The sequence below is a fragment of the Streptomyces xingningensis genome, assembly GCF_054957865.1.
Genome location: NZ_JBDJPF010000077.1, coordinates 1 through 19,908, shown reverse-complemented (window position 1 = coordinate 19,908; position 19,908 = coordinate 1). Strand labels below are relative to the sequence as shown.

15 protein-coding genes are annotated in these 19,908 nt (G+C 72.9%); 12 read left to right on the top strand and 3 right to left on the bottom strand.

What is annotated here, in order from left to right; genetic code table 11:
* Positions 1-2 precede the first annotated feature (2 nt).
* Both recN and ABCR83_RS28765 read left to right on the top strand, forming a co-directional pair.
* Positions 3-1,733 carry a DNA repair protein RecN gene (recN, locus tag ABCR83_RS28770; protein ID WP_462698159.1) on the top strand — a complete coding sequence of 577 codons (1,731 nt, stop codon included), beginning with the start codon at positions 3-5 and terminating at the stop codon, positions 1,731-1,733.
* 212 nt (positions 1,734-1,945) lie between these two features.
* Complete coding sequence (locus ABCR83_RS28765; RefSeq protein ID WP_462698149.1) at positions 1,946-3,070, top strand: glycosyltransferase family 4 protein; 1,125 nt, start codon at positions 1,946-1,948, stop codon at positions 3,068-3,070.
* Positions 3,071-3,163: 93 nt separating this feature from the next.
* Here ABCR83_RS28765 and ABCR83_RS28760 read toward each other — a convergent pair whose 3' ends face one another.
* Entirely contained in the window at positions 3,164-4,768 is a 1,605-nt protein-coding gene (locus ABCR83_RS28760) for a PucR family transcriptional regulator (RefSeq protein WP_462698148.1), read from the bottom strand.
* 187 nt (positions 4,769-4,955) lie between these two features.
* Here ABCR83_RS28760 and ABCR83_RS28755 point away from each other — a divergent pair, with 187 nt between their 5' ends.
* A complete protein-coding gene (locus tag ABCR83_RS28755) occupies positions 4,956-6,269 on the top strand; it encodes an MFS transporter (RefSeq protein ID WP_462698147.1) in 1,314 nt (437 codons plus the stop codon).
* On the opposite strand, the gene ABCR83_RS28750 is transcribed toward ABCR83_RS28755, so the two are convergent.
* Positions 6,241-8,004: a glycoside hydrolase family 15 protein gene (locus ABCR83_RS28750; RefSeq protein ID WP_462698158.1), complete on the bottom strand. Its 1,764-nt coding sequence runs from the start codon at positions 8,002-8,004 to the stop codon at positions 6,241-6,243. The genes ABCR83_RS28755 and ABCR83_RS28750 overlap by 29 nt on opposite strands.
* A gap of 415 nt (positions 8,005-8,419) precedes the next feature.
* Here ABCR83_RS28750 and ABCR83_RS28745 point away from each other — a divergent pair, with 415 nt between their 5' ends.
* The 9 genes from ABCR83_RS28745 (at position 8,420) to ABCR83_RS28705 (ending at position 19,389) form a co-directional block, all read left to right on the top strand.
* The gene (locus tag ABCR83_RS28745) at positions 8,420-10,072 is read left to right on the top strand and encodes a CTP synthase (protein WP_462698146.1); all 1,653 of its coding nucleotides are present in this window, start codon (positions 8,420-8,422) and stop codon (positions 10,070-10,072) included.
* Between the two features lie 76 nt (positions 10,073-10,148).
* Positions 10,149-10,775, top strand: coding sequence for an NUDIX domain-containing protein (locus ABCR83_RS28740; RefSeq protein ID WP_462698145.1), 627 nt, complete (start codon positions 10,149-10,151; stop codon positions 10,773-10,775).
* Positions 10,776-10,933: 158 nt separating this feature from the next.
* Complete coding sequence (locus tag ABCR83_RS28735; protein WP_462698144.1) at positions 10,934-12,973, top strand: tetratricopeptide repeat protein; 2,040 nt, start codon at positions 10,934-10,936, stop codon at positions 12,971-12,973.
* Positions 12,974-13,170: 197 nt separating this feature from the next.
* Positions 13,171-14,286, top strand: coding sequence for an alanine dehydrogenase (ald, locus tag ABCR83_RS28730; protein ID WP_462698157.1), 1,116 nt, complete (start codon positions 13,171-13,173; stop codon positions 14,284-14,286).
* 320 nt (positions 14,287-14,606) lie between these two features.
* The gene (locus tag ABCR83_RS28725) at positions 14,607-15,740 is read left to right on the top strand and encodes a ParA family protein (RefSeq protein ID WP_462698143.1); all 1,134 of its coding nucleotides are present in this window, start codon (positions 14,607-14,609) and stop codon (positions 15,738-15,740) included.
* Positions 15,725-16,276, top strand: coding sequence for a hypothetical protein (locus ABCR83_RS28720; protein ID WP_462698142.1), 552 nt, complete (start codon positions 15,725-15,727; stop codon positions 16,274-16,276). Before ABCR83_RS28725 ends, ABCR83_RS28720 begins: the two co-directional genes overlap by 16 nt.
* Positions 16,277-16,388: 112 nt before the next feature.
* A complete protein-coding gene (locus ABCR83_RS28715) occupies positions 16,389-17,468 on the top strand; it encodes a segregation and condensation protein A (protein WP_462698141.1) in 1,080 nt (359 codons plus the stop codon).
* Between the two features lie 176 nt (positions 17,469-17,644).
* A complete protein-coding gene (gene scpB, locus ABCR83_RS28710; protein WP_462698156.1) occupies positions 17,645-18,211 on the top strand; it encodes an SMC-Scp complex subunit ScpB in 567 nt (188 codons plus the stop codon).
* Complete coding sequence (locus ABCR83_RS28705; RefSeq protein WP_462698140.1) at positions 18,211-19,389, top strand: pseudouridine synthase; 1,179 nt, start codon at positions 18,211-18,213, stop codon at positions 19,387-19,389. Before scpB ends, ABCR83_RS28705 begins: the two co-directional genes overlap by 1 nt.
* A gap of 39 nt (positions 19,390-19,428) precedes the next feature.
* Here the strand turns inward: ABCR83_RS28705 and ABCR83_RS28700 are convergent, their stop codons facing one another.
* The gene (locus ABCR83_RS28700) at positions 19,429-19,791 is read right to left on the bottom strand and encodes a DUF952 domain-containing protein (RefSeq protein WP_462698139.1); all 363 of its coding nucleotides are present in this window, start codon (positions 19,789-19,791) and stop codon (positions 19,429-19,431) included.
* Positions 19,792-19,908: the final 117 nt, after the last annotated feature.

The window sequence follows — 19,908 nt, the reverse complement described above, 5'->3', positions numbered from 1 at the left end:
AGATGCGGATCCGGTCCTTGGGCGTCATTGACGACGCGGTGGTCGAGCTGTCACCCGGTTTCACCGCCGTGACCGGCGAGACCGGCGCGGGCAAGACCATGGTCGTCACCAGCCTCGGTCTCTTGCTCGGCGGACGTGCCGACCCCGCCCTGGTGCGCGTCGGGGCCAAGGCCGCGGTGGTCGAGGGGCGGATCGTCGTCGACGACCGGTCCGCCGCGGCGGTACGGGCCGGGGAGGCGGGTGCCGAACTCGACGACGGAGCCCTGCTCATCAGCCGCACGCTCTCCGCCGAGGGGCGCTCGCGCGCCCATGTCGGCGGCCGGAGCGTGCCGGTGGGGCTGCTGGGCGAGCTCGCGGACGACCTGGTCGCCGTGCACGGGCAGACCGACCAGCAGGGGCTGCTGCGGCCCGCCCGGCAGCGGCAGGCCCTCGACCGGTACGCGGGCGAGGCGGTGGCCGGGCCGCTCGCCAAGTACACCGAGGCCTACCGCGGGCTGCGCGCCGTCGCCGCCGAGCTGGCCGAACTGACCACCCGCGCCCGGGAGCGCGCCCAGGAGGCCGATCTGCTGCGCTTCGGCCTGGACGAGGTGGCCGCCGTCGAGCCGCTGCCCGGGGAGGACGCCGAACTCGCCGCCGAGGCCGAGCGGCTGGGCCATGCGGAGGCCCTGGCCTCCGCCGCCACCGCCGCGCATGCGGCGCTCGCCGGGAACCCCGAAGACCCGGCAGGTGTCGACGCCGCCACCCTGGTCGGCGGCGCGCACCGGGCGCTGGAGGCCGTACGCTCCCACGACCCGGCCCTCGCCGAGCTCGCCGAACGCACCGGCGAGCTCGGCATCCTGCTCGCGGATGTGGCGGGGGAGCTGGCGGGGTACGCCTCCGGCCTGGACGCGGATCCCCGGCGGCTGGCCGCCGTCGAGGAGCGGCGCGCGGCGCTGACCCATCTCACCCGCAAGTACGGACACGACATCGCGGAGGTCCTCGCCTGGGCCGAGCAGGGCGCGGCGCGGCTCGGCGAGCTGGCGGGTGACGACGACCGGATCGCCGGACTCGCGGCCGAGCGCGATGCGCTGCGGGCCGAACTGGGCGCTCTGGCCCAGGTGCTGGGCGATGCCCGGGCCGCGGCGGCGGATCGGTTCGCCGAGGCGGTCACGGCCGAGCTCGCCGAACTCGCCATGCCGCACGCCCGGGTGAGCTTTGCGATCGGCCGGAGCGAGGTGGCGGACGCGGAATCCGGGATCGAGGTCGGCGGCCGGGCCGTCGCCTTCGGCCCGCATGGCGCGGACGATGTCGAACTGCTCCTCACCCCGCATCCGGGCGCCCGGCCGCGGCCCATCGCGAAGGGCGCCTCGGGGGGCGAGCTGTCCCGGGTGATGCTCGCCGTGGAGGTGGTCTTCGCGGATTCGGACCCGGTGCCGACCTATCTCTTCGACGAGGTGGACGCGGGTGTCGGCGGCAAGGCCGCCGTCGAGGTGGGCCGCCGCCTGGCCAGGCTGGCACGGTCCGCGCAGGTCGTGGTGGTCACTCATCTGCCGCAGGTGGCCGCGTTCGCCGACCGGCACCTGGTGGTGGAGAAGACCCATGACGGGTCGGTGACCCGCAGCGGAGTGCAGGCGATGGAGGGCGAGGACCGGGTGCGCGAGCTCTCCCGGATGCTGGCCGGCCAGGAGGACTCCCGGCTCGCCCGGGCGCACGCGGAGGAGCTGCTGGCGGCGGCCCGCGCCGCCACCGGCTGACCCACCGGACACGCCCCGGGAAGCCTCTGATCCCCAAACCGGGTGAATCCGTGGATCTGCGGGCGAGACAGGGCAGGCGAACCACGGGGCGGCGGTGTCGCGATGTCAGTGGCGGCTGGCATTCTGTGCACGGCACCGCGAGGTGTCGCTCATTTTGTGTCCGTCCAGACATTTTGTGTCCGTCCCGACGCCGAGCCAGGAGCCTCCCCCGCGTGAGCAGCACATCCGCCGTGTCCCAGGGGCGACCGCCCCTGCACGCAGTACAGGTGCTGGGCAGCGGGAGCGCGGGCAGCGGCGCGCATGTGCGGTCACTGGCGGCCGGGCTCGTCGCACGGGGGCTGCGGGTGACGGTGTGTGCCCCGGGGCGCACCGGGGCGAGGTATGGATTCGGCACCTCGGGCGCGTCGTTCGAGGCGCTGCGGACCGGTACGGACGCCCTGGCGGTGGCCGGGATCCGGGCGGCGAGCGCGGGTGCGGATGTGGTGCACGCACATGGTCTGCGCTCGGGGGTGCTGGCCGCGCTCGCGCTGCGCGGCCGGGCCACGCCGCTGGTGGTCACCTGGCACACCCGGGTGCGCGCGGCGGGGGCGCGGGCGCATGTCGTACGGCTCATGGAGCGCCGGGCGGCGCGCACCGCGACGGTGGTGCTCGGCGCCTCCTCGGACCTGGTCGACCAGGCGCGGCTGCGCGGCGCCCGGGACGCCCGGCTGGCGCCGGTGGCGTTCCCGGCGCCGCGCCCCCCTGTCTCCGACGAGCCCGAGGACGACATGCCCCGGCACAAGGCACGCGCGGAGCTCGGCGCCGTGTGCCGTCCCCTGCTGGTCGCCGTGGGGCGGTTGGAGCCCGATCAGGGGTACGGGCCGCTGCTGGACGCGGCCCGGGTGTGGCGGGAGCTGGATCCGGAGCCCTTGCTGATCGTGGCGGGGGAGGGGCACGAACGGGCAGAGCTGCAGCGCCGGATCGAGGAGGAGGCGCTTCCGGTGCGGCTGGTGGGGCGGCGGGATGATGTGCCGGAGCTGCTGGCGGCGGCTGATATGGCGATTGTGCCGAGCCGGTGGGAGGCGCGGTCGCTGCTGGCGCAGGAGGCGCTGCATGCGGGGGTGCCCTTGGTCGCCACTTCGGTGGGCGGGGTTCCCGATCTGGTCGGGGACGCCGCGGAGTTGGTGCCGTACGGGGACGCGGTGGCGCTGGCCGCCGCGGTCACCCGGCTGCTGGCGGACCCGGGGCGGCGGGCGGAGCTGGTTTCCGCGGGGCGGGTGCAGGCGGCGACCTGGCCGTCGGAGGACGACACGGTGGCCCATGTGCTGAGCGTCTACGACGAGTTGAGCGGGCGCTGAGCGCTCCGCCGGCCGCGCGGTCGGGCGACCGCGGGCCGTCCGTGGCCGGTCACGCCCACGCGGCGGAGCCGCACCGGACTCCGGCACGTCCGCTCAGCCGGTCCACCGGCGGGCCCGGAGAGCCAGGTTGAGGGAGAGGGCCGTCTGCGGGTCCTCCAGGTCCGTGCCCAGCAGCCGGGTGATGCGGGCCAGCCGGTCGTAGAGGGTCTGGCGGTTGAGATGGAGGTCGCGGGCGGTTTCCGCCTTGCGGCCGGCGTGCGCCAGGTACGCCTCCAGGGTGGGCAGCAGTGGTGGGCGGGCGGTTCGGTCGTGGGCCAGCAGGGGGCCGATGACGCGCTCGACGAAGGCCGCCAGGTCGCCGTGGCGGCGCATCCGCCACAGCAACAGGTCGACGTCCAGTCGCCGTACGTCGTGCCACGGCCGGTCGGGCAGCCCCTCGGCCGCGGTGGCCGCGTCCGCCGCGTGGCGCAGGCCCGCGCCCGCGGTGGCCCAGGCGGCCGGGGTGCCGGCCACCACCACCGGCCGCCGGGCGGAGGCCTTCGCCGCCCCCGCGCGCAGCGCGGTGGCCAACCGGTCGGCGACCGCCGTCCGTTCGGCCTCGTCGCGCAGCCCGGCCAGCAGTGGCATCCGGCCCTCCGGGAGCCGTACGCCCAGCAGCACCGGCACCCCCACCGCCGCCAGCTCCTGCTGGACCGCGCAGGTCAGGGCGGCCCAACTGTCCGTCGGCAGCGGGTCCACGGGCATCCGCAGTACCACCGGCAACAGGGGCCCCGGGCCCGGGCGGAAGCCCAGGACGCGAGCCTGTGCGGGCGCCTCCGCCGGGTCGATCCGCCCCTCGGCCAGCTCGGTGAGGAAGTCGCCGCGGCCCCTCGCCGCCAACTCCTCCTCCTGCCGGGCCTGGAGCAGGACGACCGCCAGCAGCCCGGCCATCCGGTCGGCGGCGATCCGGTGCACGGGGGCGAGCGCGGTGTTCACCGGCAGGACGGTCAGCCGGGCCCGTACCGCGTCCGGGCCCGGCCCCCGGCCCGGGATGTCGGTGATCAGGCTCCCGGCGAGCCCCGCCGTGCGCAGGCCGTCCCAGACCTGGAGCGGATCGGCCGCACCGGGTGGGGCCGGGGTGGGACCGGCCGCGTACAGCAGCCGGCCGTCCGGGGCCTGGAGGAAGACCGGATTGCCCGCGAAGTCCGCGAACAGGCGCAGCACTTCGGGGACACCACCGCCCGCCAGCAGTACCTCCGTGCACTGCCGTTGTACGTCCTCGGCGTGCCGTAGCAGTGCGTAGTGCTCATTGACCAGCTCGGTGTGGATCTCCTCGGTCACCGCCACAAAGGGCACCTCCCGGTGCAGCTGGACGAGCGGCAGCCCATGGGCGCGGGCCGCGTTCACCACGGCGGGGGGCAGGGTGGTGAAGTGCGTGCCCAGTTCCACCACGAGGGCGGCGATGCCGCGTTCCGCCAGGCCGCGCAGGAAGGCGCGCTGTTCGGCGGGGCGGGTGCCGATGCCCAGGCCGGTGGTCAGCAGCAGTTCCCCGCCCTTGAGGAGGGCGGCCATGTTCGGGGCCTCACCCGCGTGCACCCAGCGCACCGGGCGGTGCAGCCGGTCGCCGGCGGCCAGCACCTCGGGCAGACCTCGGCGCAGCGCGGGGAGGTCGAGGGCGCGGGCCACGGTGATGGTGCCCTGCGGGCCTTGCGGTTCCATAGCCGCGAACCTACGGGACGGGTGTGGCAGGGGCCACTGTTGGGGGTTCTTGTGCCCCGGTCCCTCCGCAGGCCAACGCTGAGAGCCCGGCCAACGCTGAGAGGTGCCCGCGCTTCACCGTTTCCCGACCGTTTCCTGGGCTCCGCCCCCGAACCCCGCAACGCGGCGCAGCCCTACCCTGTGCCGCATGACCGCAGCTGCCACCGCCGGCCCCGCGCCGGACCAGCCCGAAATACCCGGCACAGCGCGCAAATCCGACCCACCCGACCGCACGGAAGTGCAGCGGCACACCGTCCGGGTCCTGATGGCCGTCCAGGTCGTCGCCGGGATCGGCATGGGCGCGATGATCTCCTCGGGCGGGCTGCTGCTGGTGCGGCTCAGCGGCTCCGAGTCCACCGCGGGCTTCGCCACTACCGTGACCACGCTGGGTGCGGCGCTGATGTCCGTGCCGCTGGCCGCGCTGTCCCGGGCGCGCGGGCGGCGGGCCGGGCTCGGCGCCGGCTGGCTGATCGCGGCGGCCGGGGCGGTGACGGTGCTGGCCGGGGCGGGGCTCGGCTGGGTCCCGCTGGCCCTGCTGGGCATGCTCCTCATCGGCGCCGCCTCCGCCGCCAACCTGCAGTCCCGCTATGCCGCCGCCGACCTCGCCGAGCCCCGGTCCCGGGCCCGGGCGCTGTCCCTGGTGGTGTGGTCCACCACGGTCGGCAGTGTCCTCGGCCCCAACCTCAGCGGCCCCGGGGAGGTCGTGGCCCGCGCCGTGCAACTGCCCGACGCGGCCGGCACATTCGTGTTCTCCGTGGCCGCCTTCGGCGTCGGCTGGGCCGTGATCCACACCCGGCTGCGCCCCGACCCGCTGCTGCTCGCCGGGGAGCGGGGCACGGTGCGGCCGGACGCGTCGCAGGGCTTTGGTGCCCGGCTGCGCGGGGCGCTGCGGCAGGTGACGGCCTCGTCCGCCGCGCTGACCGGGCTGGGCGCGCTGGTCCTCGGGCATGCCGTGATGGTGTCGGTGATGACCATGACGCCGGTCCATCTTGCCCACCACGGCGCCTCGCTGAGCGTCGTCGGCCTGACGATCAGCGTCCATGTGGCCGGGATGTACGGGCTCTCGCCGCTGGTGGGACGGTTGGCGGACCGGATCGGCCGGGTGCCGGTGATCCTGCTGGGGCAGGTGGTCTTCGTGGCCGCGACCCTGCTGGCGGGGACCGCCGGAGGCCGTCAAGTGCCGGTCGCCGTGGGGCTGTTCCTGCTGGGAGTGGCCTGGTCCTGTGCGACGGTGGCCGGTTCCACGCTGCTCAGCGAGTCGGTGGACGCCGGGCACCGCCCGGAGGTCCAGGGGCTGTCCGACACTTTGATGAACCTGGTGGGGGCCGGTGGCGGTGCGCTCTCCGGCGCGCTGGTCGCCCTCTACGGCTACGGCGGTCTCAATGCCGCCGCAGCCGTGCTCGCCGCCCCCGTCAGCGCCTTCGCGCTGTACTTCAGCCTCCGAACGCGCTCGAGGCCGTGAGCCGCAGTGCCGTGTCGATCAGCGGCACATGGCTGAACGCCTGCGGGAAGTTGCCCACTTGGCGCCCCCGGTGCGGATCCCACTCCTCCGCCAGCAGCCCCAGATCGTTGCGCAGCGCGAGCAGCTTCTCGAAGAGCTGGCGGGCCTCGTCGACCCGGCCGATCATCGCGAGGTCGTCGGCGAGCCAGAACGAGCAGGCCAGGAAGGCCCCTTCGTCGCCCTCCAGCCCGTCCACACCCGCGTCCTGGCCGGCCGTCGGATAGCGCAGGACAAAGCCGTCCGCGGTGGACAGCTCGCGCTGGATCGCCTCGATGGTGCCGATGACCCGCTTGTCGTCCGGCGGCAGGAACCCCATCTGCGGGATCAGCAGCAGCGAGGCGTCCAGCTCCTTGGAGCCATAGGACTGGGTGAAGGTGTTGCGCTCCTTGTCGTAGCCCTTCTCGCACACATCGCGGTGGATGTCGTCGCGCATCTCCCGCCAGCGCTCCAGCGGGCCGTCGACATCACCGGATTCGATGAGCTTGATGGTGCGGTCGACCGCGACCCAGGCCATCACCTTGGAGTGGACGAAGTGGCGGCGCGGGCCGCGCACCTCCCAGATGCCCTCGTCCGGTTCGTTCCAGTGGTCCTCGAGGTAGCCGATCAGGCGCAACTGGAGCAGGCTCGCGTAGTCGTTGCGGGCCAGGCCGGTCATGTGCGCCAGGTGCAGGGCCTCGGTGACCTCGCCGTAGACGTCCAGCTGGAGCTGGTCGGCGGCGCCGTTGCCGATCCGTACCGGCCGGGAGTTCTCGTACCCGGGCAGCCAGGGCAGCTCCGCCTCGCCCAACTCCCGTTCGCCCGCGATGCCGTACATGATCTGGAGGTTCTCGGGGTCGCCCGCGACCGCGCGCAGCAGCCACTCGCGCCAGGCGCGGGCCTCCTCGCGATAGCCGGTGCGCAGCAGCGAGGAGAGGGTGATCGCGGCGTCCCGCAGCCAGGTGAAGCGGTAGTCCCAGTTCCGGACGCCGCCGATCTCCTCGGGGAGCGAGGTGGTGGGGGCGGCGACGATGCCGCCGGTGGGGGCGTAGGTGAGCGCCTTGAGGGTGATCAGCGACCGTACGACGGCGTCCCGGTAGGGGCCGTGGTACGTACAGTGCTCGACCCACTCCCGCCAGAACTCCTCGGTGGCCTCCAGCGAACCGTCCGGGTCGGGGAGCGCGGGGGGCTCGCGGTGCGAGGGTTGCCAGCTGATGGTGAAGGCGACGCGCTCGCCGGGGGAGACGGTGAAGTCGGAGTAGGTGGTGAGGTCCTTGCCGAAGGTGTCGGCGGTGGTGTCCAGCCACACCGAGTCGGGGCCCGCGACCGCCACCGTGCGGTCGCCCACCTTGTGCACCCAGGGCACCACCCGCCCGTAGGAGAACCGCATGCGCAGGGCGGAGCGCATCGGCACCCGGCCGCTGACGCCCTCCACGATGCGGATCAGCTGGGGGGCGCCATCGCGCGGCGGCATGAAGTCGATCACCCGGACCGTGCCGCGCGGGGTGTCCCACTCGGATTCGAGCACGAGGGAATCCCCCCGGTACCGGCGGCGGTCGGCGCGCGGCGGCGCCGCCCCCGAGGGGTGCGCCGGGCCGATCCGCCAGTAGCCGTGTTCCTCGGTGCCGAGCAGCCCGGCGAAGGCCGCATGGGAATCGAACCGCGGTAGGCACAGCCAGTCGGCCGTGCCGTCCCGGCAGACCAGGGCGGCGGTCTGCATATCGCCGATGAGTGCGTAATCCTCGATACGCCCGGCCACGTCATCTCCAGTCGAACGGCATCGTGACCCCGGAGGGCCTCTTGCGGGCAAGCGATTTCTGACGAGCTCTGGTTCCGGAAAGGGGCTTGGATGGTGCCGGCCGGCCGGCTCGCTGCGTGTGTCCGAGCAGGATACGACGAGGAGTTGGCACACGCGCGACGGTTCGCAGGGGAATCTGTGCCGAATGGGTTACCTGTGACGCAGGGTTTGTGCGGCCGTCGCACCGCGTCACCGGGAGCGTCCGCCCCGGGGCGCTGATACCCTGGTAGCCCGTGGACCGGTGGGAGCAGAACCCCCGAACCGCAGCGACGGCACCCCCGAGAAAACCGGGTGATCGCCGATACGCACCTCACCTCGCGACCACGGGAGCCCCCCTTTGGCCATTGCCGCTAAGCCCACGACGACCAAGCACCTCTTCGTCACCGGGGGTGTTGCTTCCTCGCTCGGCAAGGGGCTGACCGCCTCCAGCCTGGGTGCGCTGCTCAAGGCGCGGGGTCTGCGGGTGACGATGCAAAAGCTCGACCCGTACCTGAACGTCGACCCGGGCACCATGAACCCCTTCCAGCACGGCGAGGTGTTCGTCACCAACGACGGCGCCGAGACCGACCTGGACATCGGCCACTACGAGCGCTTCCTCGACGTCGACCTGGACGGCTCGGCCAACGTCACCACCGGCCAGGTCTACTCCAGCGTCATCGCCAAGGAGCGCCGCGGTGAGTACCTCGGCGACACCGTGCAGGTCATCCCGCACATCACCAACGAGATCAAGCACCGCATCCGGCGCATGGCCACCGACGATGTCGACGTGGTCATCACCGAGGTCGGCGGCACCGTCGGCGACATCGAGTCCCTGCCCTTCCTGGAAACGGTCCGCCAGGTCCGCCACGAAGTCGGCCGCGACAACGTCTTCGTGGTCCACATCTCCCTGCTGCCCTACATCGGCCCCTCCGGCGAGCTGAAGACCAAACCCACCCAGCACTCCGTGGCCGCGCTGCGCAACATCGGCATCCAGCCCGACGCCATCGTGCTGCGCGCCGACCGCGAGGTCCCCACCGCCATCAAGCGCAAGATCTCCCTGATGTGCGACGTGGACGAGGACGCGGTCGTCGCCGCCATCGACGCCAAGTCCATCTACGACATCCCCAAGGTCCTGCACAGCGAGGGCCTGGACGCCTATGTGGTGCGAAAGCTGGACCTGCCGTTCCGGGACGTGGACTGGGCGCAGTGGGACGACCTGCTGGACCGGGTCCACCAGCCCGAGCACGAGGTCGGCGTCGCCCTGGTCGGCAAGTACATCGACCTGCCCGACGCCTATCTGTCGGTGACCGAGGCGATCCGGGCCGGCGGCTTCGCCAACCGGGCCCGGGTGAAGATCAAGTGGGTCACCTCGGACGACTGCAGGACCCCCGCCGACGCCGCCGCCCAGCTCGGCGACGTGGACGCGATCTGTGTGCCCGGCGGCTTCGGTGACCGTGGCGTGGACGGCAAGGTCCAGGCCATCACCTATGCCCGGGAGAACAAGGTCCCGCTGCTGGGCCTGTGCCTGGGCCTGCAGTGCGTGGTCATCGAGGCGGCCCGTAATCTGGCCGGCATCCAGGGCGCCAACTCCACCGAGTTCGATGCGGCCACCGCCCACCCGGTGATCTCCACCATGGCCGAGCAGATGGAAATCGTCGCCGGCGAGGGCGACATGGGCGGAACGATGCGGCTGGGCATGTACCCGGCCAAGCTCGCCGAGGGCTCCATCGTCCGCGAGACCTATGACAACCAGCCCTACGTCGAAGAGCGCCACCGGCACCGCTACGAGGTCAACAACGCCTACCGGGCCGAACTGGAGCAGAAGGCCGGACTCCTCTTCTCCGGCACCTCCCCCGACAACAAGCTCGTCGAGTACGTCGAGTACCCCCGCGAGATCCACCCCTACCTCGTCGCCACCCAGGCACACCCCGAGCTCCGCTCCCGCCCCACCCGTCCCCACCCCCTCTTCGCCGGCCTGATCAAGGCAGCCGTGCAGCGCCGGCAGGGCTGACCTATACGGTTGACCGGGGCGAGTGCCTCCCTCACGGGGTGCTCGCCCCGGTTTCGTTATTCCCGGGAGGACGCAGATGGGCATCAAGGACACCGCCGAGGCCTGGCAGACCACCGCGACCAGCACGCCGTTCACCGGCAACAAGACCAGCGTGCGCACGGATGTGGTGGTCATGCCCGACGGCTCCACCGTCAACCGCGACTACCAGGTGCACCCCGGCTCGGTCGCCGTGGTCGCCCTCGACGAGCAGGGCCGGGTCCTGGTGATCAACCAGTACCGCCACCCGGTCCGGCAGAAGCTGTGGGAGATCCCGGCCGGCCTGCTGGACGTCCCCGGCGAGAACCCGCTGCACGCGGCCCAGCGGGAGCTCTATGAGGAGGCGCACGTCAAGGCCGAGGACTGGCGGGTGCTGACCGATGTCTACACCTCGCCGGGCGGTTGCGACGAGGCCGTGCGGATCTTCCTGGCACGTGGGCTCTCCGAGGCCGAGGGCGAGCGCTTTGAAGTCTCCGAGGAGGAGGCCGACATGGAGCTGGCCCGGGTTCCGCTGTCCGAGCTGGTGACCGGCATCCTCGCGGGGGAGCTGCACAACAACTGCCTGACGGTCGGCGTCCTCTCGCTCGCCGCCGCGCTGGCGGGGGACGGCCTGGACGCGCTGCGCCCGGCGGGGGCGCCCTGGCCCGCCCGGCCGTTCGAGGCGTAGGGCCGGCGGCCGCCAGCCCTCGGCCCGTCATCATCCGTCCATCGGAAAAGCCGAATAGGTGATCGTCGCACGTCGAAGGGTGCAGCTCCTCCGGACGTGGCCCCCGTGAACTAGGCTCGGCGCTTGCCCGGCCGTCGGCCGGTGGAGGGAGTGGACCCGTGACGGAGCGGGCGCTGGAGACGGGCGCGAGCCGGTTCGTCGGCCGCGGGCGTGAACTCAAGGAGCTGCGCGAGGACATCGCCCGCGCCGGGCTCGACACACTCTCCGGCCGCAAGCGCCCGCGCGGCCGGGTACTGCTCATCGCCGGGCGCCCCGGCTCCGGCCGGACGGCGCTCGCCGAGGAACTGGCGCGGCAACTGGAGCGGGACTACCCCGACGGGGTGCTGCGCGCCCGGCTGACGGACGCCGACGGTACGCCCGTACCCACCGAGCGGACCGCCCGCGCCCTGCTCGGCGAGCTGTCCGCGCCGGTACCGCCCGGAGCGGACGCGGACGAGCTGACCGAGGCGCTGCGCGGCGCTCTGGGCGGGCGGCGGGTGCTGCTGCTCCTGGACGACGCCGCCGGTGCCGAGCAGGTGGAGCCGCTGCTGCCGGACGAGCCGGAGTGCCTGGTCGTCGCCGTCTCCCGGGGGCCGTTGACCGGAGTTCCCGACGTACGGCCGTGTGCGCTGGGCGGCCTGGAGCCGTCCGCCGCCGTCGACCTCCTGGAGCGGTACGCCGGTCCGACCCGGATCACCTGCGATCCGACGGCGGCGAGCGCCGTGGTGCAGGAGTGCGGCGGGCAGCCCGCCGCCCTGGTCCTGGTGGGCGGCTGGCTGGCGGCCCTGCCCAAGATGTCGGTCGCCGACGCGGCCAGGCGGCTGCGGGAGCAGCCGGTGCCCGAGGAGTACGAGGGCGACGCGAGCCGTCCGCTGGCGCGGGCCCTGTGGCTCGCCCATGAGGCGCTGCCACCGCTCCCCGCCCGGATACTGCGCCTGCTCGCCCTGGCTCCGGCCGGTCCGGCCGACGCGCACACGGCCTCCGCGCTGGCGGGCTGCTCGGTGTCCGCCGCCCAGGCCGCGCTGGAGGACTTCGCCGCCCGCGGCCTGCTGCGGATCGTGCCGGTGGACGGGCTGCCGGGGGCTCCCGGGGCGCTGCCCCCGCAGTACCAGGTGCCGGGCTGCCTGGCCTCGATGCTCCGGACCCTGCTGGACGCCCGGGAGCGCCCGGCCGAGGTCGAACTGGCCCGGGCGCGGATGCTGGAGCGGGTGGTACGGCAGCTGCACTCCTGCCGGGCCGCCGCCGAGCTGGACGATCCCTCGGTCCGCAAACGGGTCGCCGAACTGCCCAGACCGCTGCGGTTTCCGTCGTCGCGGGTCGCGGCGGAGTGGCTGCGCTCTAGGCTGCCGTCCCTGCTGGCGGCCGCGCGGCTGGCGGTGGCGGACGGCCGGCTGGACACCCTGGCCCGGCGGCTGGTCTCGGCGCTGACCCGGGCGCTCACCGCGCACCTGGGTCCGGCGGCGGCCGGTGAGCTGTACGGGCTGCACCAGCTTGTCCTCGATGTGGCGGAGCGCTGCGGGATGTCGCTGGAGAAGGCCGCCGCGCTGCTGAACCTCGGCGATCTGGACGCCAGGGCCGGCCGCACCGAGGGCGCGCTCGGCCGGTACCGGGAGGCGCTGGGGGCGGCGCGCCAGGCCGGTGACCCCTATGCGACCAGCCGGTCGCTGGAGTCCATCGCCGCCGCCTACCAGGAGCTGGGCGACTGGCAGCGGTCCGCCGACTGGTACCGGCGGGGGCTCGAGCTGCGGCTGACCCGGGGCGAACTCGCCGACCAGGCACGGCTGTACGGGCGGCTGGGCGCGGTGCACACCCATGCGGGCCAGTGGGGCGAAGCGCTGCGCAACTGGCGGGCGGCCGCCGCCGCCTGCCGCAGGCTGCGGGACCTGCCCGGGCACGCCCGGGCGCTGAGCGAGGCCGCGTGGGTGCTGGAGTGCGCGGGACGGCCGCAGGAGGCGCTGCGCACCTGTCTGGAGGCGCTGGAGTGCGCGCGGTACGCGGGTGACGACCGGCTGCAGGCGGCGGTGCGGCTGCGGCTGGCGGACGCCCTTGAGCGGGCGGGCGACCCGGCCGCGGCCCTGCTGCACCGGGAGGCGGCGGAGCAGCTGCTCGAGGCGGAGCGGGAAACGGCGCCCGTCGCACAGCCGAGCGGCCGCGCTTAGCCCCGGTACTCAGGGGGTACATCCAGGACAACCTACGAATTCAGTAGTAGTGCGCTCAAAGATTGGTGCTTTGTAAGGCTAGACAGCGCGAGATCCTTCATTAGACTGGCTAGGCCGCGATCGACGCGGTCTGCCCTGGTGTGCCAGGGCATATCCGGATTAGCCTGAAAATCTCTGATTCAAGGACCGTGATCGACGTGAAGGTCGGCATCCCCCGCGAGGTCAAGAACAACGAATTCCGGGTGGCCATCACCCCGGCCGGCGTCCATGAGCTGGTGCGCAACGGCCACCAGGTCTTCGTGGAGAAGGGGGCCGGCCTCGGCTCCTCCATCACGGACGTCGAGTACACCTCGGCGGGCGCGGCCATCCTGGACGCCGCCGATGAGGTCTGGGCCACCGCCGACCTGCTGCTGAAGGTCAAGGAGCCGATCGCGGAGGAGTACCACCGCCTGCGCAAGGGCCAGACCCTCTTCACCTACCTGCACCTGGCCGCCTCCCGCGAGTGCACGGACGCGCTGCTGCAGTCCGGCACCACCGCCATCGCCTACGAGACCGTCGAGCTCGGGAACCGCGCGCTGCCGCTGCTCGCCCCGATGTCCGAGGTCGCCGGCCGGCTGGCCCCGCAGGTCGGCGCCTACCACCTGATGCGCTCGGCGGGCGGCCGCGGTGTGCTGCCGGGCGGTGTCCCGGGCACGGCGGCGGGCCGGGCCGTCGTCATCGGCGGCGGCGTCTCCGGATGGAACGCCGCGCAGATCGCCGTCGGCATGGGCTTCCATGTCACCCTGCTCGACAAGGACATCAACAAGCTGCGCGAGGCCGACAGGATATTCGGCACCAAGGTGCAGACGATCGCCTCCAACGCCTACGAGCTGGAGAAGGCCGTCGTCGAGGCCGACCTGGTCATCGGCGCGGTGCTGATCCCGGGTGCCAAGGCCCCGAAGCTGGTCACCAACGAGCTGGTCGCCAAGATGAAGCCCGGAAGTGTACTTGTCGACATTGCGATCGACCAGGGCGGCTGCTTCGAGGACTCCAGGCCGACCACGCACACGGAGCCGACCTTCACCGTCCACAACTCCGTCTTCTACTGTGTCGCCAACATGCCCGGCGCGGTGCCGAACACCTCCACCTATGCGCTGACCAACGCCACGCTGCCCTACATCGTGCAGCTGGCCAACCTTGGCTGGCAGGAGGCGCTCAGCCGGGACGCCGCGCTCGCCAAGGGCCTCAACGCCCATGAGGGGCAGGTCGTTTACGGCCCGGTCGCCGAGGCGCACGGCCTGCCGTACGTCGAACTGAGCACGCTGCTCGGCTGACGCGTCAACCCGGCAACACCAAGAACACGCAATCGGCAGGGCCTTGCTCGCAGGGCCCTGCCGGGGCTTTTCCCGGGCGGGCCGACCGCTGCGGTAACTTCCGGGTGGCGCCCCGAACACTCATGAAAGAAGGGTGTTCGAATGCCGACACATCGTGCCGTCTCCGGCGGATTGTGTTGCTGCGAACCGCCGACACGCCATAGAGTCGCCAACCGTCGGCATGGTGCCACGCTGACCTATCTAGATGTTTCCTGGTCACCAAGGAGGTAGGACGACTTGTGAATGAGTCGACATTTGCTCCCGGGGGTGGTCACCCAGGAATGCCTGCGCAGGGCCAGAGTCATGTGGGACTCCAAGCTGTCGGCTCCGTCGCTGTCCATACCTTCGCAGCCCACCAGAACATCCCGACGGCCCACCAGAGCATGGCCCACCAGAGCATGATGGACGGTCAACACGTGAACGCCATGGCCGGCGACCGCGGCGGTGACCCCGCCCGTCTCGCCGACTACGAGGAAGTGCCCGACGGGCACTTCTACGACCCCGACGCCGAGTACGAGCCCGACCCCGAGTACGCGGCCACCCTCGCGCCCGACGCCGCGCGCCAGCGTCGCGAGCGCATCGGCCCCACCGGCCGGCCGCTGCCCTACTTCCCGATCCCCGGTCCGCTGACCGATCACGGCCCGGCGAAGATCATCGCGATGTGCAACCAGAAGGGCGGGGTCGGCAAGACCACCTCGACCATCAACCTGGGCGCCGCGCTCGCCGAGTACGGCCGCCGGGTGCTGCTGGTCGACTTCGACCCGCAGGGCGCGCTCTCCGTCGGACTGGGCGTCAACCCGATGGAGCTGGATCTGACGGTCTACAACCTGCTCATGGAGCGGGGCATGTCGGCCGACGAGGTGCTGCTCAAGACGGCCGTGCCCAACATGGACCTGCTGCCGAGCAATATCGATTTGTCAGCGGCCGAGGTCCAGCTGGTCAGCGAGGTCGCCCGGGAGTCCACCCTGCAGCGCGCGCTCAAGCCGCTGATGGCCGACTACGACTACATCGTGATCGACTGTCAGCCGTCGCTGGGCCTGCTCACCGTCAACGCACTGACCGCCGCGCACAAGGTGATCGTGCCGCTGGAGTGCGAGTTCTTCGCGCTGCGCGGGGTGGCGCTGCTCACCGAGACCATCGAGAAGGTCCAGGAGCGGCTCAACCCCGAGCTGGAGCTGGACGGCATCCTCGCCACCATGTACGACTCGCGGACGGTGCACAGCCGCGAGGTCCTCGCCCGGGTGGTCGAGGCGTTCGACGATCACGTCTACCACACCGTCATCGGCCGTACGGTCCGCTTCCCCGAGACCACCGTCGCGGGTGAGCCGATCACCACCTACGCGTCCAACTCCGTCGGTGCCGCCGCCTATCGCCAGCTGGCCAGGGAGGTGCTCGCCCGTTGTCACGCCGAGTGAGTCTGCCCGGCGCCGACGAACTGTTCCGCACCACCGGAGGGGTGGGGCTGCAGTCCTCGGCCCCCCGCAGGCAGGTGAACGGCGAGGCGCCCGCCCGGGTGCCCGGCCCGGCCGCTGCCGAGCCCACCCCCGCCCCGGGCGGCACGGCACCCCCCGCCGAAGCGGGGCGCGGCGCCACGGGCACCGCCGGAACAGACCGGGAGCAGGCCGAGGAGCGACGCCCCGCCGCCGCGGACCGGGAGCGCGCCGCCACCGGCCGCAACGCCGACCGGAGCGAGCCCGCCCAGCCCCGGCGGCGTGGCCGGGCCGCCAACCGCCGCCCCAGTGGCCGCGAACGCCACGATGAGAAGATCACCGTCTATGTCTCCGCCGAGGAGCTCATGGACCTTGAACACGCCCGGCTGGTGCTGCGCGGCGAGCACGGGCTCGCCGTCGACCGCGGGCGGATCGTGCGGGAAGCCGTCGCCGTCGTCCTCGCCGACCTCGAGGCACGCGGCGACGCGAGCATCCTCGTACGGCGCCTGCGCGGCCGCTGACGGCATTTGCCGGTGGTTTGCCGATAGCCTGCCCTGCGCGGGCACCGGCCCGCCGCGCCGACCCGTACAGGCCGCAGACGGCCTTGCCCCAGCCCCGATGGACCGCTTCCGCATGCCCACCCCCATGTCCGCCGCCTCCCGCGCCCCGGGCCGCCGCCCCCTGGGCCGCGGCCCCGGCAACCGGACCACGCCACCGGACGGCGACGGCGCGCCGGGCGATCCGCCGCCCGAAGCTCCCCGGGCCCCGGCGCCCGGTGCCGTGATGCCCGGTGCCCAGGCGCCCGGGAGCCCGGCAGGGCCCGATGCGGGGCTCGCCCCACCGCCCGGCGCGGACGCCGGAGGCACGGCGGACGACGGCCGGTTCACGGTCCGGCTGGACAACTTCGAGGGCCCGTTCGACCTGCTGCTCCAGCTGATCGCCAAGCACAAGCTGGACGTCACCGAGGTCGCTCTGTCCAAGGTCACCGATGAGTTCATGGCGCATCTGCGCGCCATGGGACCGGACTTCGACCTCGACCAGACCACCGAGTTCCTGGTTGTCGCCGCCACTCTCCTCGACCTCAAGGCGGCGCGGCTGCTGCCCGCCGCAGAGGTGGAGGACGAGGCGGACCTCGCCCTGCTGGAGGCCCGGGACCTGCTGTTCGCGCGGCTGCTGCAGTACCGCGCGTACAAGCGGATCGCGGACATCTTCAGCGAGCGGCTGGCGGTGGAGGGGCGCCGGTACCCCCGTACCGTCGGGCTGGAGCCGCACCACGCGGAGTTGCTGCCCGAAGTCGTCATCACCATCGGCGCGCGCCGCTTCGCCGAGCTCGCGGTGAAGGCGATGCAGCCCAAACCGGCGCCCCAGGTGTATGTCGACCACATCCACGCCCCGCTGGTGAGCGTCCGGGAGCAGGCCGACATTGTGGTGGCCCGGCTGCGGGAGGCGGGCGAGGCCAGCTTCGGGCAGTTGACCGCCGACGCCCCGGACACCCTGACGGTCGTGGCGCGCTTCCTCGCCCTGCTGGAGCTCTACCGCGAGCGGGTGGTCGTCCTCGACCAGGACGAGGCCCTGGGGGCCCTCACAGTCCGCTGGACGGGCACGGCGGACGCGGCGCCGGTGGTGACCGACGAGTTCGACCAAGAGGTACCGGCCGACCGGGACGGCCAGGAGGCGGACGACCAAGAGGCGACAGAGGAGACCGCGCCATGACCGACACCGAGACCCCTGGCCCGGAGACCGCCGTCCGGGAGACTCCCGGCCCGGGGACCTGGGACCGGGAGACCGCGGATCCGGAGGCTTCGGATCCGGAGGCCTCGGATCCGGAGGATGAGCCCACCACGGTCGTCGCCGCGCTCGAGCTCAAGCCCGCGCTGGAGGCCGTCCTCATGGTCGTCGACGAGCCCGTCACCGAGGAACACCTGGCCAAGGTCCTCCAACGGCCGCGCCGCGAGCTCGCCCAGGTGCTGGGCGAGCTCTCCGAGGAGTACACCGCCCAGGCGCGCGGCTTCGACCTGCGGCCGGTGGCCGGGGGCTGGCGGTTCTTCACCCGCCCCGAGTACGCCGACGCCGTGGAGGCCTTCGTCCTCGACGGCCAGCAGGCGCGGCTGACCCAGGCCGCGTTGGAGACCCTGGCCGTCGTCGCGTACCGTCAGCCGGTCAGCCGTTCGCGGGTCTCCGCCGTTCGCGGGGTGAACTGCGACGGCGTCATGCGCACTCTCCTCCAGCGCGGGCTGGTGGAGGAGACGGGGACGGAACCTGAAACAGGTGCGATCCTGTACAGGACGACGAACTACTTTCTGGAGCGGATGGGCCTGCGCGGCCTGGACGAGCTTCCCGAGCTCGCCCCGTTCCTCCCCGAGGCGGAAGCGGTCGAGGGCGACTCCCAGGAAGGGGTGCCATCGTTCGATCCGGACGCCCCGGACACCGAAGCGGACGACAAGACGGAACTTTGATGCGAAGCAGCGGCAGGAACAGCGGAAGCGGCAACCGGGACAACCGGGGTGGCGGGCGGTCAGGATCGCCCCGCCCGTCGTCCGGGGGCGGCCGCTCCGGCAGCGGGCGCTCCGGCGGGCGCTACGAGGGCGGCGGCTCCGGTGCCGGGCGCCGGGACGACGGCCGTTCCGGCGACCGGCGTGATGACCGGCAGCAGGAGCGCCCCCGCCGGCCGCGCCCCGAGGAGCGCCGCTACGACGTGGGCAATGACGCGCCCGAGCGCGGCCGGGGCACCGGCGGCCGGGGTGCGGCCGCCCGGGGCGGGGCCAAGGGCGGCCCGCGCCGCAGCCCGGCGGCTGACCGCGACCGGCGGTACGCCCCGGCCCGCCCGCGCGAGCTCGACGCCAAGATCGAGGAGCGCAACCGCGAGCGGCACAACAAGCCCCGTCCCAACCTGCCCAAGACCTTCGGCGAGCAGGAGGGCGAGCGGCTTCAGAAGGTGCTGGCCCGGGCCGGCATGGGCTCCCGCCGCGCCTGCGAGGAACTGATCGAGCAGGCCCGTGTCGAGGTGAACGGGCAGATCGTCACCGAGCAGGGGGTGCGCGTCGACCCGGAGAAGGACGAGATCAAGGTCGACGGCCTGACCGTGGCCACCCAGTCGTACCTCTTCTTCGCCCTCAACAAGCCCGCGGGCGTCGTCTCCACCATGGAGGACCCGGACGGCCGCCAGTGCCTGGGCGACTACGTCACCAACCGCGAGACCCGGCTCTTCCACGTCGGCCGCCTGGACACGGAGACCGAGGGCATCATCCTGCTCACCAACCACGGCGAGCTGGCCCACCGTCTCACCCACCCCCGCTACGGCGTCCAGAAGACCTACCTCGCCGCCATCCAGGGCCCCCTCCCGCGCGACATCGGCAAGCAGCTCAAGAGCGGCATCGAGCTCGAGGACGGCTATGCCCGCGCCGACAACTTCCGCGTGGTGCAGCAGACCGGCAAGAACTACCTGGTCGAGGTCACCCTGCACGAGGGCCGCAAGCACATCGTGCGGCGGATGCTGGCCGAGGCGGGCTTCCCGGTCGACAAGCTGGTGCGGACCTCCTTCGGCCCCATCGCCCTCGGCGACCAGAAGTCCGGCTGGCTGCGCCGCCTCACCAACACCGAGGTCGGCATGCTGATGCGCGAGGTCGAGCTCTAGCCGAGCTCCCGGGGTGGTGGCCGCCGCATGACGGCCGGGCTATGACCAGACGGCCAGGCTCACCGCCCGGCCGTCCTCGTCCCGCTGGATCTCCATCATCCCCTGCACCGCATCGCGCACGATCCGCCCGTACACATGCGGAAAGAGCGTGCCCGGCGCGACCCCGGCGGGCAGCGCCCCGGCGGCCGCCTCCCAGCGGACCATGACGCCGAGCCGGTGCTCGTCGATCAGCAATGCCATCAGCGGACCCGGGGTGCCGTGGTAGAAGGCGGAGGCCACCGCCAGCGTCGTGGCCTCGTCGGGGGAACAGTGCACAAATCCCTCGGTGTCCAGGGAAGCGGGCGCGTACGGGCGGTCGGGCAGGGCGAGCCAGTCGTCCAGGTGCACCACGTGATAGATCATGTGCACGTTGTACCGGAAGCGGGCCCGCCCGTCCCGCAGGACCGGTACGGCGGACACCCCCCAGGGGGTGTCCGATGGGTCGGCACGGGCCCTGCGGCGCTCCCCCAGCTAACGCTG

What these genes read in the sequence shown, in the direction of transcription:
- recN (WP_462698159.1), top strand. Translation starts at nt 3, where the DNA reads ATGCGGATCCGGTCCTTGGGCGTCATTGACGACGCGGTGGTCGAGCTG.
- ABCR83_RS28760 (WP_462698148.1), bottom strand. Translation starts at nt 4,768, where the DNA reads ATGGAACCGCAAGGCCCGCAGGGCACCATCACCGTGGCCCGCGCCCTC.
- ABCR83_RS28755 (WP_462698147.1), top strand. Translation starts at nt 4,956, where the DNA reads ATGACCGCAGCTGCCACCGCCGGCCCCGCGCCGGACCAGCCCGAAATA.
- ABCR83_RS28750 (WP_462698158.1), bottom strand. Translation starts at nt 8,004, where the DNA reads ATGCAGACCGCCGCCCTGGTCTGCCGGGACGGCACGGCCGACTGGCTG.
- ABCR83_RS28740 (WP_462698145.1), top strand. Translation starts at nt 10,149, where the DNA reads ATGGGCATCAAGGACACCGCCGAGGCCTGGCAGACCACCGCGACCAGC.
- ABCR83_RS28725 (WP_462698143.1), top strand. Translation starts at nt 14,607, where the DNA reads ATGCCTGCGCAGGGCCAGAGTCATGTGGGACTCCAAGCTGTCGGCTCC.
- ABCR83_RS28715 (WP_462698141.1), top strand. Translation starts at nt 16,389, where the DNA reads ATGCCCACCCCCATGTCCGCCGCCTCCCGCGCCCCGGGCCGCCGCCCC.
- scpB (WP_462698156.1), top strand. Translation starts at nt 17,645, where the DNA reads ATGGTCGTCGACGAGCCCGTCACCGAGGAACACCTGGCCAAGGTCCTC.
- ABCR83_RS28705 (WP_462698140.1), top strand. Translation starts at nt 18,211, where the DNA reads ATGCGAAGCAGCGGCAGGAACAGCGGAAGCGGCAACCGGGACAACCGG.
- ABCR83_RS28700 (WP_462698139.1), bottom strand. Translation starts at nt 19,791, where the DNA reads ATGATCTATCACGTGGTGCACCTGGACGACTGGCTCGCCCTGCCCGAC.